Origin of the sequence: Aquincola agrisoli (assembly GCF_036621135.1) — a bacterium.
In the GTDB taxonomy this organism is placed as follows: Bacteria; Pseudomonadota; Gammaproteobacteria; order Burkholderiales; family Burkholderiaceae_C; genus Aquincola; species Aquincola agrisoli.
Window position 1 is genome coordinate 21,320 of sequence record NZ_JAZIBG010000051.1, and the last position, 16,348, is coordinate 37,667.

Sequence of the window (16,348 nt, forward strand, 5' to 3'; positions counted from 1 at the left end):
TGAACGGAGATGCAGCCATGGACCAGATCACCCGCTCCCGCTTCTGGACCGGCAAGGGTGGCATCGTCGAGCCCGGCGACCGGGCACAGGTTGCCGTGCAGACCTTCCAGGCGCCGGGCCCGAACGAAGGGCCGCGATTCGAGCTGCGCGATGCGACCACCGATCTGGTCTATCGCTCGAAGAGCTTCGACGACATGGTCGCCAAGGCCGATCACGTCGGCGCGCTTCGCTTCACCGCAATCGACGAACATGGGCAGCGCAGCTTCGTGCACAAGGCCGATGGGTCGTGGCAGCGTCCGGCCTGGCTCGAATCGGTACCCGCTCGCGAGCGAGAGGCCGCCGAGCGGCCGACCAGGTCAGCCGTACCGGAAGGCGCCAAGCGGGACCAAGGCGCCAAGGTCGTGCCGCTGACCCCGGCCCCCAGCGCCGAAGCCGCCGTCGCGCGTATCGACGCCGAGGCCGAACGGGACGCCCTGGTCGCCCGTCTCGAGGCCGCGCTGAACGAGCGCTACTTCATCAAGCGCGCAATGGTGACCGTCCACGATCGCCCGGTCGGCGAGACCGAGTACCGCTTCCGCGGCGACACCTCGCGCGTGGCGTTCACCGAGTCAACGTTCCGGCTCGCCACCGACACGAACAGCCCCTCGGTCGCGCGCTCGATGGTCGACGTCGCCCAGGCGCGCGACTGGAAGGCGCTGCGCGTCTCTGGTCACGAGGAGTTCCGGCGCATGGTGTGGTTCGAGGCGTCGCTGCGCGGCGTCAGGACGATCGGCTACGAGCCGATGCCGAGCGACATGGCGTGGCTGCGCAGTGAGCGCGAAGCGCGGCAGGTCAACCGGATCGAGCCGACGACGGGCGCGGAATCGGCGTCAACCACGGCCAAGACCTCGGCCCGAGGCAGCGGCAGCCGCAAGACCGTGCTCGCGGCCATCGAAGCCGTGCTCGTCGCCCAGAAGGTGTCGGAGAAGCGGTGCGAGGCGATCATGGCCGCGGCTGCCGAGAACCTCGCGAAACGCCTCGCGGCCGGCGAGGTGCACAAGGTCAAGGTGTACGACAAGGCGGCGCCGCAGCAGCAGCCGCTCGTGAAGGCACTGCGGCCGGGGCCGGAGCAGCAGCGGGCTCGCGAGCGCACGGCGCCCGTGCGTTGAGGCGGAGAGCAAGGAAGTCGCCGACCGATGGGCACCTACCTCTTCGGCGACCGTCGCTTGGACAGCGAAGACGAGGGCTTTGCCGAAGCACTTGCGACCGCGCACGCCGACCGACTGCGGCCGAAGTGCCTGTGCCTCGTGCGAGGCATCGAGATGTACGTGGCCCGGCTGGGTGAGGGTTTCATCGTCAAGCGCATGCCCTTCACGGGCAGCGAACACGCGCCCGACTGCCCCTCCTACGAGCCGCCGCCGGAGGCATCGGGTCTGGGCCAGGTGCTCGGAACGGCGATCAAGGAAGACCCGGCGACGGGGGAGACGGCGCTGCGGCTCGGGTTCTCGATGTCGAAGCTCGGCGGGCGGACGACGATGCCGGCGCCCGGCAGCCCGTCGGACAGCGTGGCTTCGGACGGCAGCAAGCTGTCGTTGCGCGGGCTGCTGCACTACCTCTGGGACCAGGCCGAGCTGACGCGCTGGCAGCCGGGTTTTGCGGGCAAGCGCAACTGGTCAACGGTGCGCAGGCACCTGCTGCTCGCGGCGGAGAACAAGGTCGCGCGGGGCGAAGCACTGCGCAGCCGGCTCTACATCCCCGAGCCGTTCTCGGTCGAGCAGCGCGACGCGCTCAACGCGCGCCGCGTCGCGCAGTGGAGCCACGCCGTCGCCGCACCAGGTAAGCCGCAGCACCTGATGCTGCTGATCGGCGAGGTGAAGGAGATCGTGCCGGCGCGCTACGGCTACAAAGCAGTCATCAAGCACGTGCCCGACCAGGCGTTCGCGCTCGACGAGCAACTTTACCGCCGCCTCGGACGGCGCTTCGACCCGGAGCTGGCGTTGTGGGCGTCGGCCGACAGCGTGCACATGGTCGTGATCGCGATGTTCGGTGTGAGCGAGGCCGGTATTCCGACGATCGGCGAGATGTCGCTCATGCCGGTGACGCTGCAGTGGCTGCCGATCGAGGACTCGTTCGAACGCCAGCTCGTCGAGCGGCTCGTCGCGGAGGGGCGGGCCTTCATCAAGGGGCTTCGCTACAACCTGCACCGCGACCAGTGCGTCGCGACCACTACGCTGACGGATGCGGGCGGCGCCGGGCCGCTGATGTTCATCGTGCCGCCGGGGATGGTGGACGACGCCACCGGCGACGGCATCCCCGGTGCCGGCCCTCGCGGCGAGACGCCCGTGTGGCGCTGGCGGCCAGCCTTGGAAGCCATGCCGCGGCTTCCTCCGGCAGCGTGGAAGCGGCAAGCCCCTGCGCCTCCGTCCTCGTCACCTACCGGCATTCAGGTTGAAACCGACACAGAGCCGACTTAGATTCGAGGCATCAAGACCATGCTGACTGCCGACATGGAAGCGGATGCCGGTTTCCAGGCCTTCGCGGACGAGCTGCGCAGCCCGGGTCAGCCGGTGATCGCGCCCGAGCGGTTTGCTGCCGCCATGCACCTGCGCCAGCAGGATCTGGCGCAACTGGCTCGCGTGCATCGAACGACCGTCGCGGAAGCGCCGACGAATGCCAAGCTGCAGGCCTTCATGCGCGACACGCTGCGGGTGCTGTCGGCGGCGATGGGCGTTGCCGGGGATCGTGACCGAGCGATCTACTGGTACCGCAACACGCCCATCCCCAAGTTCCAGCACCGGACCGCGGAGCACCTGGTCTCGACCGGCAAGACCGACGCCGTCGTCTCCTACCTGCTGTCGATCGAGTCCGGCTCGGCCGCATGATCCTCACGTCGATCGGACCGGACACGCCGTTCCATCGCGCGTTCACGCCGTGCTGGGCGCATGCGCCGGAGAGCGGTGCCGGGGCGGTACTGGCTTGCGGTCCACTCAATTGACGGGGTTTCGCGGCAGCACAGCCGGGTCGCGCAGGTCGTGGACTTCGCTCAGGTGTCGACAGCGGCCCTGTACCGAGTCCTCGCCATCTGCCCACCTCAGGCTGCCGGGAACCGCACTCGCCACACTGCCAGCATCGCCTCGCACAGTACAGAAAGCGACGGTCCTTCTACTCCGGTGCTACTCACTGTCTGTAGATTCATAGACATCATGCCCTGACACTGGTACGCGATTCGCCCTCAAGCATCGCGTGCCAAGTGAATGAGAAGAACAAGAGCGCTCCGCAAGCCTAGCTCCCCCCTCACGGCCATCCTGGCCGCCAACATCCGCGCCTTCCGCGAAGAGAAGAGTCTTTCGCAGGAAGAGTTCGCCGACATCTGCGGTCTGCACCGCACCTACGTTGGGTCGGTCGAGCGCGGCGAGCGCAATGTCACTCTCAGCACGTTGGAGGTGTTCGCCTCCGTCATGGGCGTCTTAGTTCCCCAGCTACTCACAGGGAAGACGCCCGAGAAATGACTACAGGCCCACTAGGCGGCGGCAAGCTCCCCGGTAAGACCCTCTACGCCGGCCGCCGCCGTGCGATGACGAGGACATCCGGCTTCAAGGTACACAAGGACACTACGGGCGGCGAGTTTCGCCGGCACCTTGAGAAAAGAATCCCGCTGCAGCCAGGCGAGGCGGTGACCGTCACCTTCTCGATAGCCGGACATGCCAAAGGCGACCTAATCGGGTACGGCGTCTGGTTCTGGCGCACCGCAGCGGTTACCTACACCCTGCAGGGCGGCTCGGACAAAAGAACGCTCACGGAGTACGGCGACGCATCGTGGAACAAGGCCGGCAGCATGTGGCCTGCGCCGGACACCTCGCCGGTAGAGGTCACCCTCACGCTTACAGCCAAGGCTAAGGGGGCAGTGGCCCTCTATGCGCCCATGTGCGGCCGGGTGCAGCACAAGTACTTGGACGACGCCCGCCCCGAGCTGATGCGCAACATGTACCAGTTCGCCCCGGAGGCGCTATTCATCAGCGAAGACGGGGCCGGAGAGGTGGTAATCGAGGCGGCCGAGGACGCTTCGAGCACCGACCTGCCTGTGATTCTGAAGTCCTGCAATCGTTGCGGGCGCTTTCTGCCCGTCAACGTACCGGTAGAGCGTGACCAGCTCAGTTTCAGTAACCACTGCGTCGCCGACCATCGTCGGCCTTGCAAGCACGCGACCTTCGGACGGCTCCGCAACGTCGAAGATGCCAAGGAAGTTCTCCAGCTCGACTACGGCTATCAGCTCGAATGCCGGTTCTGCAAGAAGTTCGAGGTCAACGCCGCGCACAATCCGCAGCGCACCTCGGCGCAGATGAAGGAAGACGGCGCGCGCCGTCGAGCGTTTGAGCTGTTGCTCGCCGAGCTGTACGGCGGCACGCCTCAACTCCGCTACCGGCACGAGAAGGGCACCGAGCTAGCCGATGATGTGTGGAAGCGCTTCGGCTGTGCCTGCTTCAACTGTGGTGCAAAGCTGCCGACACCCCGCGACATGCACCTAGACCACACGAGGCCGCTCGCGCTGCTGTGGCCTTTGGACGGCACGGCGACAGTCCTTTGCGGGTCATGCAACAGCGAGAAGCGCGACCGCGCGCCATCGGACTTCTACACACCGGCCAAGCTCGCAGCGCTGGCGAAGATCACCGGCATCCCGCCCGATGACCTCGCCAAGACCCACCCGAACGAGGAGGCGCTCGCCCTCCTGCTGCGTCGCCTCGATTGGTTCTTCGGCGAGTTTCTGCTCCGCGAGGAGATGACGAAAGAGCGGGACGGCAAGATAGCCGGCGAGCTGGTCGTCAAAGCGCTGCAGAAGGTGCTCGCGCGCAGCGGACAGCACAAGGGCATGAACCTGCAGGCGGAGTACGACCGCCGCCGCACACAGAAACGCTAGTTCGCTACAAGCACCAGGTAGGTATGGCCGTGTACGGTGCCCTTGTCGCGGATGCCGTGTGACTCGCAGTGCTCGACGCCTTCGGTGAACACGTCGGCAACCGAAAACCACGGCGCGACCCGCTTGCTCAGCTCAGCGCCCATGTCGCACTTGGCGCTGTTGCCGAGGTGCAGAACCAAGAGCCCACCGGCACGCAGGCGCTCCCGAGCGGCAGCGTAGAACGAGTGATAAACGTCGAGGTTTTGCTTCTGCCTGGTCTCCAGGAACTCGCTCGCTCGTGTGTCGAAGTCCCCCCGCTCCCATCCGACGAACCAGAACCGCATCCAGTTGGTCATGTAGAACCGCGTTGAGTCGAAGAACGGCGGCGACGTGATGATGACGTCGGCCGTTGGGATCGATGCCGGCCAAGTGACCGTGCAGTCACCTTGAGCCGAGCCGCCCCACTCACGGGCATCGTTCGTCAGCTCCTCGTGAAGCCGCGCGAGCTTGTCCCGGAGCCGTGGCATCAACTCCCGGTGCTCGAAGTTGCCAGTGGGCTTGAAGGGCGTCACGGGATGGCTTCGCCGGCTCAACGCGTAGGGCCTGTTCCCGTGCAGCAGATGCAACGTGCAGGAGAACAGCACAGCCCACTCCGGCCCGCTATCCCAGCGGGACAAGAAGAACGACCTGGCCGCGATGACCTCCTGCAAGGTCTCGGGGTGGAAGTAGTCAGGAATGGCGCTGTTGAAGCGCACCTCGGCGGCTTGCTCGACCTCGCTGGTCTTCAGCCGATATTTCTTGATGGAGGCTTCAAGCTCACGCAGCAGCTCCTCCATCTTGACCGGCGAGGTCTTTGCGACCTTTGCCAGCGTCAGCACATGCCCCAGGCGCGAGATGTCGATTCCATAGCCACGCCGCCCCATCCGGCATGCCTCAAGGGGGATGGTGCCCGCCCCGGAGAACGGGTCGAGCACAACATCACCGGGGGCCGAGAAGCACTTGACCAGGTGGTGTGCCAGAGCGGGCTTCATCTTGCCCTGATAGGAACACATCGAGTGCGCGGGGCCGCCCCACTCTCGCTTTGAGTAGGGCATGAGCTGATGCGGGAGGGTCTTCTTGAAGACCTCCCAGTCTGTCCGCCACTCAGGCCTCAGCTTCGTTTTCGGGGCGACCTCTTGCGTCGCCTTCGTTGCACTCTCAGGCTTGCCCGTGCGCAGCTTCTTGGGTCGCTCGAACACCAACAGTTGCTGCCGCACAGCTTCGCCACCCTTCGAGATGCGCTTCCTGAGGTGGACGCGCTCCACCGTCTTGTATCCCATGCTTTCGGCGACCTCTACGAGAAGGTCGTCTGTAGGCACATGGACGCGGTTGTAGATGCTGTCACCGATGTCGATGCAGAGTCGTCCACCCGGCCGCAGGCACTCCCCGAGGGAGGAAAACACCGCTGCCATGTCGTGGAAGTAGCCGCCGACCATCTTCGCGATGCGAGAGTCGTAGGCGTTCGCCTCGATAGCGCGCACAACGCGCTCAACGCCAAGCGTCACTGGCTCCCAGCGAGTTTGAGCATGCACGTCGTTGATGCCGGACGTGATGACACGATCCCGCAGGCGGCGAAGGTCGGCGTTCTCGCCCAGGTGGCGCAGATACCAGAGTTCTAGCCGCGCGTTGCGGATGTAGTTCGTCCCGTTGAGGTAGGGCGGGCTAGTAATCACACCGTCCCAGCCGTCGCCGAGGTGCTCATGCAGTGCCCCGGCCGTCGCACATGCGAAGCGGGCTTCGGCCTTCAGCGGCTCACTCTGTTCCAGGTCTTCGGCCTGAGCGATGAGCCGGCTAGAAGTCTGCTCGACCGGGTGCGGCAGTCCTGCCGCAAGCTCTTTGGGCGTCCGATAGCGGAGGTCGCCAGCGCGCTTGAGCCTGGATGATGGGATGAGGCTAGACAGCACCGCCACGGCGAAGCAGTCGCCGAGCAGGCGGTCTTTTGCTATCAGCTCGTCGTTTACGGTGCGGAGACGCAGCACGGCATCTAGCGCCGGCTCATCGAAGAAAACGCTCGCCCCGAACGTCGTCGCATAAGAGGCTCGCAGACCTTCGTCAGTTACCGATGCCGCCACGCGCTGCGGCAACTTAACCGCAAGTGCTGTGAGGCTCCGAGCCAGAGCTTTGCGCGCCGGCTCCTCCAGCCGAAGGACAGCGAGCTTGGTCTGAGCGATGAAGACCATCGCAGGGTTAGCCTCGGAAAAGGCGCACTCGATGCCCGACTGGCCCAGCACTATCGGGGTCGTGCCAGAGCCGGCGAAAGGCTCAATGATCCGCTGCGCGTCGCGCAGGTACTCATGGCGCACGCGCTCCACAAAGCGGGGCGAGTAGCCCTCCAGGTACGGGAACCACGAGTGCAGCGGAGCTTCGCTGCTGTCTCGGAAGGTTGCGTCTAGCGGTTCTAGGTCGAGCTCGACCCCATCGCGCACGTTTCCGGATGCCTCTGTGAACATCCTGAGCTGCTTCGCGCTGCTCCGGCCGGTGACCTTCTTCCGGCTGACCGGCTTACGGAGGGCGACTTGCTCGCCAGAGATTCCAAGGTCGTCAAAGAGCTCTGGGGTCTCGAAAGCATGGCTCATGTGCGCTGGCCCTCGAACAGCGGCCACTGCTCCGCGATGTACTTCTCGGCCGCATCTCGAATGACCCAGGCAACTGAGACCTTCTTCTGCTTCGCGATGTCTTGCAGCGTCGAGTAAATCTCGGGCGGCAAGCTCGCCGATGCCCGTGTCGGGCGTGGCTTCCCCGTGGGCTTCCGTCCTCGCTTGGCAACCATCGAGCGCCGTCCTCGTCGAATAACTTGCACCACTTTACATCACCTCGCATCACGACGTACTTCGTTCCCTTGTGGCGACCGAATCGGGCTGGACCGCTCGAGCCGAATGGCAGGGTCGAGGCGGTCACAGCGGGTCGGCTACTAACCCCGCCCTGCCACTGTACGTTCATCCAGCATTTTGCGCCATGGCTACCGCACGGGGCCTGTCTGCGTTGGCACCTTCGTGCCAGCGATTGGGCGTGCGGGTTCAGGCACGGCCCTATGCGAAGCCCCACCTGCGAATGCCTCGATCGCGCGCGCCAATTGTCTGTCTACCTCACGGCCTGTGGCGGCAAACGCGGCAGCGAGCCGCCGCCAGGCGGATCGGGCTGCATCCCGGCTGGCCTGCGTAACAGCGCCCTGCCTAGCGACCTGCCGAGGCTTTAGCAGTCGCCCATCGTCGCTCGCCTTCACTTGCCAAAGCGCCGGGTAGTACCGCGACGCACACCGCGTCGCCTGCCGCGTCGCTTCCGCCTCGATGCCTCGCTCGCGCAGCTTTGCGGCAAAGGTCTCTCGCCAACGCTGCAGGTCGGTCTTGCGCGGGTTCAGGCGGCGGCCATGCTTCGACTCGGCGCGCACGCTGATGTGCACGTGCGGGTTGGCCTGGTGGTCGTGCAGCACCATCACGTACTTGTGGTCAGCCAGCTCGGCCTTGGCGAACTCGCGTGCCGCCCACTCCACGCTCGCCGGGTCGGTGCCCCTGGGCATCGACAGCATGATGTTGAAGGCCTCGCGCCGGCTGCTCGTGTCTTCGATCAGGCTGCCGCCGTAGCGCCAATCGTCGGCCAGTTCGCGCAGCGCGTCCTTGCCGCGCATCGTCTGGCCACGTTCATCCTCGATCTCGAGCCGGCCGTTCTTGCTGATGTAGCGGAAGTGCGCGGCGATGGCCTTCATGCCGCGCCCGCCGCCCGTCACCTTAACCATTACCTGCGGCGCGCGACGTATGACCGTCGCTTCTATCCGCTTGCGTATTGCCGCCGCACGTTGCCGCGCTGCCAGCGCGCTCAGCTTCGGTTGCGGCTGACCCTTGACGATGCGGTTGCCGGGATAGAAGAGCCGGTCGCCCCAGGTGATCAGGACGCCGTCGATGTCTTGAGGCTGGGACATGGCCTTTCCTTCGCTTCACGCGGCCGTCGGGCGGCGCCGAGCATCGACCGCACTGCCCTTGTGCGACGGCCGCAGCTCGGCCAGCGTGCCGGCCGCCAACGCCAGGTGGCTGCGCACGTCGTCGCCGATCGTGTCGAGCGCGCGGCGGTACTCCATCGCAGCTTGCACGTCGCCGTGACGGAGCAACTGCGACAGGCGGTGCAGGTTCCGGCTCAAGGTCGAAAGCTCGGCACACGACGCGATCAGCGCGGCGATGCGGTCCGGACGACTCGATGAGCCATCGCCCGCCAGCGCGGGAATGCCTGCCACCAGGCCGGAGAGGAACGCGCCGCGCGAGAGGCCGGCGCTGCGCGCGGCGGCGGCCAGTTGCTCCGCTTCGGTGCGTGTCATGCGGATCGACAGCTTCACGGTCGAGCCGGCGAAGGCCGTCAGTTGAGGCTCGCCGGCGGGCTCGCGAGACGCATCGAGGCGCTCCAGCTCGAGTTCCACCGCGCGTCGAACCAGCGCGGAAACGCTGACCCGTTCGGCCCGCGCGCACGCCACCAGCGCGGCCTTGAGGCCGCGCATGTCCGCCGTGACGAACTCGTGAGTTGGAGTGTCCATGAGCCGAGTAGTGCGATGCGAAACGAGGCTTGGCGCAGTTCACAACTCGGCGGCACGCCGCCTATCCTGCACTCACCTTGAGTTCAGCTTAGGCCTCGATCGAGGTCGCAAGACCGACGATTTCGAGGCCCAAGTCGTCGAAGCCGAGGCCTGACACGGCGAGGCAGATGACGAAGAGGCGACGCAAAGCCGCCGCCACGTGACGCAAAGCCGTCGAAGAAGCGTCGAAGAGCCGACGCGGACGAAGTCGCGGCCGGCCGCCTCGACGCACGATGTCGCTCGGGTGACGCGAAGCCGTCGGCCAGGCGACGCTGCATGACGCAGAGCCGTCGTGCAGGCGCCGGACAGCCGACGATTCAGAAGCCGAAGTCGTCGCGCGCTTGCGTCGCGCAGTGGCCTAGATTGAACGCCTCGGCATCTCGAGGACAGCATGCAGCTCCAGCCCAGGCGCGAACGCGGACGCAGCGACCGAAAGGCGGCCGCGTACGCATCGGAGATCCTGCGCCTGCGCCGCGAGGGCTACACGTTCGAGGCAATCCGCGAGGCACTGATCGACATCGGCATCGAGCTCAGCGAGGCCACGCTACGGCGCGAGGTGCGAAGGCAGCCGCAGGCGGCAGACCCTGGGGGCTCGACCGTGTCGCCGGCATCGCGCGTCACCGTGCTCACCACAGCGCCACCATCAGGGACGCGGGCGGCGGCGCCAGCTGCGCCCGCCGGAACCAGCGGTCGCGAGATCGCCGAAGCCTTCTTCAACGCCAACCCCAGCAACCCGCTGCTCAGAGCAAAGGACCACCCATGAAGCTCGCCGTGATCAACTTCTCCGGCAACGTGGGCAAGACCACGGTGGTGCGCCATCTGCTCGCGCCGCGCATCCCGGGCTGCGAGGTCGTGTCGGTGGAGAGTATCAACGCGGACGAGGGGCAGCCGGTGACGATCCGCGGCCGGCAGTTCGCCCAGCTACAGGAGTTCCTGCAGAGCGTCGATGACGTGGTGGTGGATGTCGGCGCGAGCAACGTCGAAGACCTGCTCAGGCTGATGCGGCGCTACCGCGACAGCCAGGAAGACTTCGACGCGTTCGTGGTACCCACCGTGCCGGCGCGCAAGCAGCAGCAGGACACGGCGGCCACGCTGGCCGAACTCGCACGCATCGGCGTGCCCGCCGCTCGCCTGCGGCTGGTGTTCAACCAGGTCGAGGACGATCAACCCATCGAGCAGGCCTTCGAGACGCTGCTGGCGTACTGCGCGGCGTCGGGCGCGGTGCAGCCGCGGATCGAGGCCCGCATGAACTACAACGAGGTCTACGCACGGGTTCGCAGCACAAGCCAGTCGCTGGCCGAGCTGGCCGCCGACGCGACGGACTACAAGGCCGGGATCGCCAAGGCCGCGTCGGCTGCGGACAAGCTGGCGCTGGCCCAGCAGCTGGCAACGCGGCGTCTGGCCCGCGGCGTCGTTCCGGAGCTCGACGCCTGCTTCGCGGCGCTGGACTTGCCGGCGTGCCTGGTGCGGCATGCCGAGCCGGCGTTGCAGTCACCATGACCGAGCCGGGCACGGCGCGCGAGGCGCTGATCGTCGAAGCGATCGGCGATGTCGCGAAGCTGCTCGACCGCGTGGAGGCCGTGGCCGCCGCGATGCAGGACGCCGGCGGTGCATTCCAGCAGGCGCGCCTCGACCTGAGCGAGCAGGTTACCGACTTCGAGCGCCGGATGAAGGCGACGACCGAATTCGCGAAGACCGAGGTCGTCAAGCACCTCGCCGCACGCACCGAGGACGTGGCGCGACGGTCCATCGACCAGCAGAGCCGGGCGATGGCCGACGCGGTGCGGCTGGCGTTCGGTATCGAGGTCGGTGCCGCGATGCAGCGGTTGCAGGCGACGTTTCAGCCGCTGCTCGAACGCGGGCGCCGGCGCCGGGACACTTGGCTGACGCATGCTGCGGCCGCAGGCGCAGCGGCGGCGGCGACCTGGGTCCTGGCCGTGTACGTCGTGCCGTGCTCGTTGGGGTAGCGGGACGCGCGAGCCGGCCGAAGCGAAAGCGCAGGCCGGCGAGCGCGTCAGCTGTCCGACGGCCAGTGCAAGCCCCAGCGCCGGATGACGGCCTGCACGCGCCGGTCCCCATCGGGGACGAGCGTGTGCAGGTCGGCGCGGCCCCAGCGCAGCGCGTCGAGGGATTGCAGCATGTCGTCGCTGATCGCGACATCGACGGCGCGCAGTTCGAAGACGTCGAGCGGAAACGCCTGGCCGTTGTAGGTTGCGGCAAGGAAGCGCGCGACACGGCCGATCTGCCCGGAGTCGCGCTCTTCGGCCAGGTGCAGCAGGCGCGCGAAGGCCTGCGCGCCGGCGGCCGTGGCCGCGCGCGAACGGGTCTGGTACTCGTCGAGCGCGGCTTCGATCTCTTCGTGCGGTGTCATGGCGCGGCTCCGGGAGTCGAATCCCGCCTGATGGTCGGGCCTGCTGCGGGCGGAAGCGGCGACGACTTCGGGCTCGAAGTCGTCGCCGTGCCTCACGTCATCACGACGCGGCCTTGATCTGCCGCATCTCCTCGGCCAGCATCCACAGGGCGCGGTTCAGGCTCACGCCGCGGTCGATGCTGCCGACCGGGCGCGTCTGCAGTCGGCGGCCCTGCGCACTGCGGCCCGGCTGTCCTCCAAGCATCACGTTGGCCTGCACGCGCTGGAACGTGGTCCAAAGATCATGGCCGGTGTCCTCGATGCGGCGCGCTTCATTGAGCTGGTCGGCTGTGATCGGTGCCGGGCGGTGCCCGCCGGCCTCTTCGACAGGCCGCTCGCCGAAGCGCAGCGCCAGAGCAGCGGTCGCGAAGGCAATCTCTTCGCGCGGCTCCAACGGCAGCGCCTTCATCGCCTCGGCGTGCTCTTCGACTACTTCGAACTCGTCGAGCACGCGGAATGCGCCTTCGATCACCTCGCCCTGGATGTTGCCCTTGTGGGGGATGCGGATGTCCTCCACGATATCGCCGACGACGAGGCCGTTGCAGCAGACGAATCTCAGCATCCCGGCGAGCATCTGGTAGCTGCTCGCGCCGTCATGGCTGTTGATCAGGATGATCTCGTTCGCCTCGGGCTTGGTCTGCACCTGGCCCGCGTGGCGCATGCGGATCATGTGCTTGGTATAGGCGGCCTTGCCTTCGATCCGGCTCGCACCCTGGGCGACCATGAAGGGCTCGAAGCCCTCCTTGCGCAGGCCGCGCAGGACCTCGATGGTCGGGATGTAGGTGTAGCGCTCCGAGCGGCTCGCGTGCTTGCTCTCGGCGAAGACCGACGGCGCCGTGGCGCGCATCTGGTCCTCCGACAGCGGGACATCGGCACGCAAGACGTGGGTGTTGCGCGCGAAGCGCGTGGCAAGGGTTGGCGTTGAGTACATGATGGTTCCTTCAATCGTCGGAATGGATGAAGGACGAAGCCGAGCGGATCCCGGCTCGCCCGCCTCGGTCAGAACGGAATCGGGTCGCCGCGCTCGTCGAGCTCGGCTGCGGCACTCGCCCTGCGACCCTTCGTGCTCCTGGGTGCCCTGTCGGGCGCCGGCTTGACCTGCGTCGCGTGCTGTTCTTGGTCCGGCCCGGGCCGCGCGCGCAGCGCATCGCCCTCGGCCTTGGTGTCGAGGTAGTCGACCTCCTCGGCGGTGAAGGCCATCGAGTAGACGGTCAGGCCATCCTTTTCGTAGTTGTTGTTCTGCACGCGGCCTGTCAGGTTGACGTGGCTGCCCTTGGCCAGGTACTGCGCCGCGTTCTCCGCCTGTTTGCCCCATAGGGTCCACAGGATCACGGTCGCCTCCTCGCCGCGGTTGTCGCCCGAACCGCGCCGGGTGTTGCTGATCGCGGTCAGCGTCGCCTTGCTGACGGGGCCGTCGCGCCCGGCCACAGAAACCAGCCGCACCGCCGAAGCCAGGTGTGCATTGCGTTGCTCGACTCGAACGAAAGCCATGATGAACTCCTTGTCGAATGACCAGCCGCCTCCCGTCACGGGTTGCTGAAAACTGATCCTTCGCTCGGACTCCTCGCTCCCGCCTTGGGGCGGGCGGGGGGTGGGGTGGCTGTTCAGGCGGTCGCCAACACGAGAAACGGTGAGCCGGTTACCCGGCCCACCGCATTGAAGATCCCCCAGCAAGTCCCCCTCGCTGCGGACGGGGGCGCTGTCTGGGGGATCGCGGTGGGCTCAACCGGCTCGTCCGGCAGCGACCGCGCACCGAGAGGGCCCGAGCTGAAGCAGCAGGCGTGACAGCTCCGCTGGCGCGACGGCTGCCGCGTGCGGCCCGCCCATGTTCACGAGGGTCGGCGGCTCTGCGACCGACGTGCCACCAAGCGCAGCGACTGGCGCGGCGGTCGAGCCGGCTCGAGCACGCCTCGCATTCAGGCGGCCCGGCTTCGGGCGTGGCGGGCGGCCGGGGCGACGATCCGGCACGTGCGCAGCAAACGAAGCGAAGCGCAACGCAGTGCAGCGCAGCGCCGTTCGCGAGCAGCGGGCCGGTTCGTCGAGCGGGCCCGTCGGTCGCGTACCCGCGACGGACATCACGGCCCGCGATCGCCGGCTACGGGAAGGGCCGCCTTCGTGATGACGCCGGCGCAGCCGGCCTAATCGTGTTGCGAAAGGGATGGAAGCCCGGCGGGTTCGAGACGCTGCGCCTTTGGCAGCGGTTCGATGTGAAGCACGACAGCCCGGCGCGCGCAGCGGGTTCGCCCGGGTCTACTGGCGCAGAGTATCTGATGACGGGCGCAGCGTTGTTGATGTCTGAACGGTCCAGTGACTCAGCCGCGTAGTGTGAGGATCGCGCTTCGCAGCATCGCAGGGACCTCCTCGGGCCTATCGATCAGCTGGCCGGTACCGGCCAGTGGACTAAACCGATCTCGCGGTAGGTACGAGTGGCGAGGCCGCGCCGGTTCGCCGCGCCGCCAGATCTGCGAAGTTGGGAGACGAGGCAATCCGCCTCGCCTCCCGGACGGAGCAGCACTATGGAGACGAACCCCTCAGCGGTCCACCGGCTGCGTCAACGCATGCTCGACGACATGCGCATGCGCAAGTTTGCGGCTTGACGGCCATTCCCAGCGACGCGCTGCTGCAGGTGCTGGGCGGTGTCTACCAAGGCCACCACGTCGATGTCGAGCCTGCCGTGCCGGTGCTGCGCGCGGCGCTACAGGCGCCGGAGGAGGGCTACTTCTCCCAACGGCTGGACGTCCAGGTGTTCCCGCTGGCGCGCGCCGACAACGGCAGCGGGCTGCTGGCGGTGAGCTTCAGCTATGACGTGCCCTGTGCGCAGGCCATGCGCAGCCTTGGCGCGAAGTACCACCCGAAGGCGCGGGCCTGGCAGGTCAACCGCCCTCGCTCGGCCGTCGACCAGTTACTCCAGGTGCTGTGGGCCGTCGCAGGCGTGGACCCTGACTATGTCTTCGTGCATGAGAAGCCTGTACTGCTCGAAGACCTGGCCGAGGGCGGCCGCTCGGCTTCGCCGCTGATCGTGCCCGCAGCGTCGCCTGACCGATCGGAAGGCGGTGCCGGCGACACAGAACAAGGCGGTGGCTTCATCACGGCCGAGTTGGACGACGCCCAGCAGTTCGAGATTGACGAGGGCGCGCTGGCCAGCCTGGCTGTCAGCGAAGACCTGCGCGACTACCAAGTGCAAGGCGTGCGTCACCTGGCGGGCCAGTCGGGTGCCTGCCTCGGCGATGACATGGGGCTGGGCAAGACGCGGCAGTGCGTCGTGGCGGCACGGCTGATCGCGGGACAGGGCAGGGTGCTCGTGTTGTGCCCGGCCAGCCTGCGCATCAACTGGATGCGCGAGATCCAGGCGGTGTTTCCCCACTGCGGCGGTGGGACTGGTGGGCGAAACGCCGCATGAAGGCCTGATCCACTGCGATTGGGTGGTGGCGAACTACGAGCGGCTCGGAGGCCTGGTGCGTGATTCCGCGCTGGCGTTCGCCGCGCTGTTCATCGACGAGGCCCACTACCTGAACGAGCACCAGGCCGGCCGGACCCGTAACGTCTTTGTGATGGCCACGCGGATCCCGCGGCGCTTTGTGGTGACCGGCACGCCGCTGCTGAATCGCGAAGTGGAACTGCACACGCTGCTGCGGATGACGGGGCACCCAATGGGCGGGCTGTCGCTGCGCGAGTTCACCAAACAGTTTGCCGGCGACAAGGCCCGCCGCGCGGTGCTCGCGGACAGCCTGCGCGGTTGGATGCTCCGGCGCAGCAAGTCGGTGCTGAAAGATCTGGGAATGAAGACCCGCCAGGTGCGGTACATCTCTCCGGCCGAGGGCCTCGGCACCTACCAGCAGATCTACGACGACATGACGCTTCAGGCCATGCCGAAGATCGTCAAGCTGCGCCAGGCGCTGGAGCGGTTGAAGACGCCGTTTCTGATCGAGACCGTGGAAGGCTTGTCCGAAGGCGACAAGATCATCATTTTTTGCGAGTACATGGCCACTGTGCAGCTAATGCAGGCCGCCTTCTCGGCTCAAGGGATTCAGAGCGTGTCGCTGGTTGGGTCAGATTCGCCGACCAAGCGCCAGAAGGCGATCGATAGCTTCCAAACGACCCGACGGTAGCCGTGTTCATCGGCACGACCTCGGCCGCCGGCGTGGGTATCACTTTGACCGCTGCCAACTACGTCGCCTTCGCTTCGCTGCCGTGGACGCCAGCCCTGATGCGACAGGCCGAGGACCGCGCATACCGGTTAGGGCAGCAGCGCAACGTGATGGTGATCGTCCCGCTGATCGAGCGGACGATCGACATGGGGGTCTGGCACCTGCTGAGCACCAAGCAGGAAACGGAGCACGATGTCATTGATACTGTGCGAGCAGCGCTGCCGGGACAGCTTGGCGGACCGGCGCTGGGCGATATTCGCGACGTGGCAGGGCAGTTCCTTCCAAGTCGTTGAACGAATGATTGCTCTGAATCGACTCTG

Annotated in this window: 18 protein-coding genes; 11 read left to right on the plus strand and 7 right to left on the minus strand. The window is 66.9% G+C overall.

Features of this window, described 5'->3' with window-relative positions; all coding sequences use genetic code 11:
- Positions 1–17 precede the first annotated feature (17 nt).
- The 5 genes from V4F39_RS23680 to V4F39_RS23700 all read left to right on the plus strand — a co-directional run bounded on the left by V4F39_RS23680 (position 18) and on the right by V4F39_RS23700 (position 4,894).
- Positions 18–1,148, plus strand: coding sequence for an LPD7 domain-containing protein (locus tag V4F39_RS23680; RefSeq protein WP_332292561.1), 1,131 nt, complete (start codon positions 18–20; stop codon positions 1,146–1,148).
- 27 nt (positions 1,149–1,175) lie between these two features.
- Complete coding sequence (locus V4F39_RS23685) at positions 1,176–2,453, plus strand: DUF1173 domain-containing protein (RefSeq protein WP_332292562.1); 1,278 nt, start codon at positions 1,176–1,178, stop codon at positions 2,451–2,453.
- Positions 2,454–2,471: 18 nt separating this feature from the next.
- Positions 2,472–2,861, plus strand: coding sequence for an antitoxin Xre/MbcA/ParS toxin-binding domain-containing protein (locus V4F39_RS23690; RefSeq protein WP_332292563.1), 390 nt, complete (start codon positions 2,472–2,474; stop codon positions 2,859–2,861).
- 372 nt (positions 2,862–3,233) lie between these two features.
- Positions 3,234–3,488, plus strand: a complete 255-nt coding sequence (locus tag V4F39_RS23695) for a helix-turn-helix domain-containing protein (protein WP_332292564.1) — start codon at positions 3,234–3,236, stop codon at positions 3,486–3,488.
- 65 nt (positions 3,489–3,553) lie between these two features.
- Positions 3,554–4,894, plus strand: coding sequence for a hypothetical protein (locus tag V4F39_RS23700; protein WP_332292566.1), 1,341 nt, complete (start codon positions 3,554–3,556; stop codon positions 4,892–4,894).
- Here the strand turns inward: V4F39_RS23700 and V4F39_RS23705 are convergent.
- The 4 genes from V4F39_RS23705 to V4F39_RS23720 form a co-directional block, all read right to left on the minus strand.
- Positions 4,891–7,488 (minus strand): DNA methyltransferase, encoded by a 2,598-nt coding sequence (locus tag V4F39_RS23705; RefSeq protein WP_332292567.1) that lies wholly within the window; start codon positions 7,486–7,488, stop codon positions 4,891–4,893. The genes V4F39_RS23700 and V4F39_RS23705 overlap by 4 nt on opposite strands.
- A complete protein-coding gene (locus tag V4F39_RS23710) occupies positions 7,485–7,619 on the minus strand; it encodes a ribbon-helix-helix protein, CopG family (protein WP_332292568.1) in 135 nt (44 codons plus the stop codon). The genes V4F39_RS23705 and V4F39_RS23710 overlap by 4 nt, the downstream gene beginning before the upstream one ends.
- 252 nt (positions 7,620–7,871) lie before the next feature.
- Positions 7,872–8,828: a relaxase/mobilization nuclease domain-containing protein gene (locus V4F39_RS23715; RefSeq protein ID WP_332292569.1), complete on the minus strand. Its 957-nt coding sequence runs from the start codon at positions 8,826–8,828 to the stop codon at positions 7,872–7,874.
- Positions 8,829–8,843: 15 nt separating this feature from the next.
- The gene (locus V4F39_RS23720) at positions 8,844–9,395 is read right to left on the minus strand and encodes a hypothetical protein (protein ID WP_332292570.1); all 552 of its coding nucleotides are present in this window, start codon (positions 9,393–9,395) and stop codon (positions 8,844–8,846) included.
- A gap of 466 nt (positions 9,396–9,861) precedes the next feature.
- Here V4F39_RS23720 and V4F39_RS23725 point away from each other — a divergent pair, with 466 nt between their 5' ends.
- The 3 genes from V4F39_RS23725 to V4F39_RS23735 are packed head-to-tail and all read left to right on the plus strand — an operon-like array spanning position 9,862 to position 11,437.
- A complete protein-coding gene (locus tag V4F39_RS23725; protein WP_332292571.1) occupies positions 9,862–10,233 on the plus strand; it encodes a hypothetical protein in 372 nt (123 codons plus the stop codon).
- Positions 10,230–10,970 (plus strand): StbB family protein, encoded by a 741-nt coding sequence (gene stbB, locus V4F39_RS23730; RefSeq protein ID WP_332292572.1) that lies wholly within the window; start codon positions 10,230–10,232, stop codon positions 10,968–10,970. The genes V4F39_RS23725 and stbB overlap by 4 nt, the downstream gene beginning before the upstream one ends.
- A complete protein-coding gene (locus V4F39_RS23735; RefSeq protein WP_332292573.1) occupies positions 10,967–11,437 on the plus strand; it encodes a hypothetical protein in 471 nt (156 codons plus the stop codon). Before stbB ends, V4F39_RS23735 begins: the two co-directional genes overlap by 4 nt.
- Positions 11,438–11,484: 47 nt before the next feature.
- Here V4F39_RS23735 and V4F39_RS23740 read toward each other — a convergent pair whose 3' ends face one another.
- From V4F39_RS23740 to V4F39_RS23750, 3 genes are all read right to left on the minus strand, one after another.
- Positions 11,485–11,841: a DUF7673 family protein gene (locus tag V4F39_RS23740; RefSeq protein ID WP_332292574.1), complete on the minus strand. Its 357-nt coding sequence runs from the start codon at positions 11,839–11,841 to the stop codon at positions 11,485–11,487.
- A 100-nt stretch (positions 11,842–11,941) separates the two neighbouring features.
- Positions 11,942–12,811, minus strand: a complete 870-nt coding sequence (locus V4F39_RS23745) for a DUF932 domain-containing protein (protein WP_332292575.1) — start codon at positions 12,809–12,811, stop codon at positions 11,942–11,944.
- A gap of 68 nt (positions 12,812–12,879) precedes the next feature.
- Positions 12,880–13,371, minus strand: coding sequence for a single-stranded DNA-binding protein (locus tag V4F39_RS23750; protein WP_332292576.1), 492 nt, complete (start codon positions 13,369–13,371; stop codon positions 12,880–12,882).
- Between the two features lie 1,102 nt (positions 13,372–14,473).
- Between V4F39_RS23750 and V4F39_RS23755 the strand changes: the two genes are divergently transcribed.
- The 3 genes from V4F39_RS23755 to V4F39_RS23765 are packed head-to-tail and all read left to right on the plus strand — an operon-like array spanning position 14,474 to position 16,321.
- Positions 14,474–15,280, plus strand: a complete 807-nt coding sequence (locus V4F39_RS23755; RefSeq protein WP_332292577.1) for an SNF2-related protein — start codon at positions 14,474–14,476, stop codon at positions 15,278–15,280.
- Entirely contained in the window at positions 15,261–15,989 is a 729-nt protein-coding gene (locus tag V4F39_RS23760) for an SNF2-related protein (RefSeq protein WP_332292578.1), read from the plus strand. Before V4F39_RS23755 ends, V4F39_RS23760 begins: the two co-directional genes overlap by 20 nt.
- A 2-nt stretch (positions 15,990–15,991) precedes the next feature.
- Positions 15,992–16,321, plus strand: coding sequence for a C-terminal helicase domain-containing protein (locus V4F39_RS23765; protein WP_332292580.1), 330 nt, complete (start codon positions 15,992–15,994; stop codon positions 16,319–16,321).
- Positions 16,322–16,348: the final 27 nt, after the last annotated feature.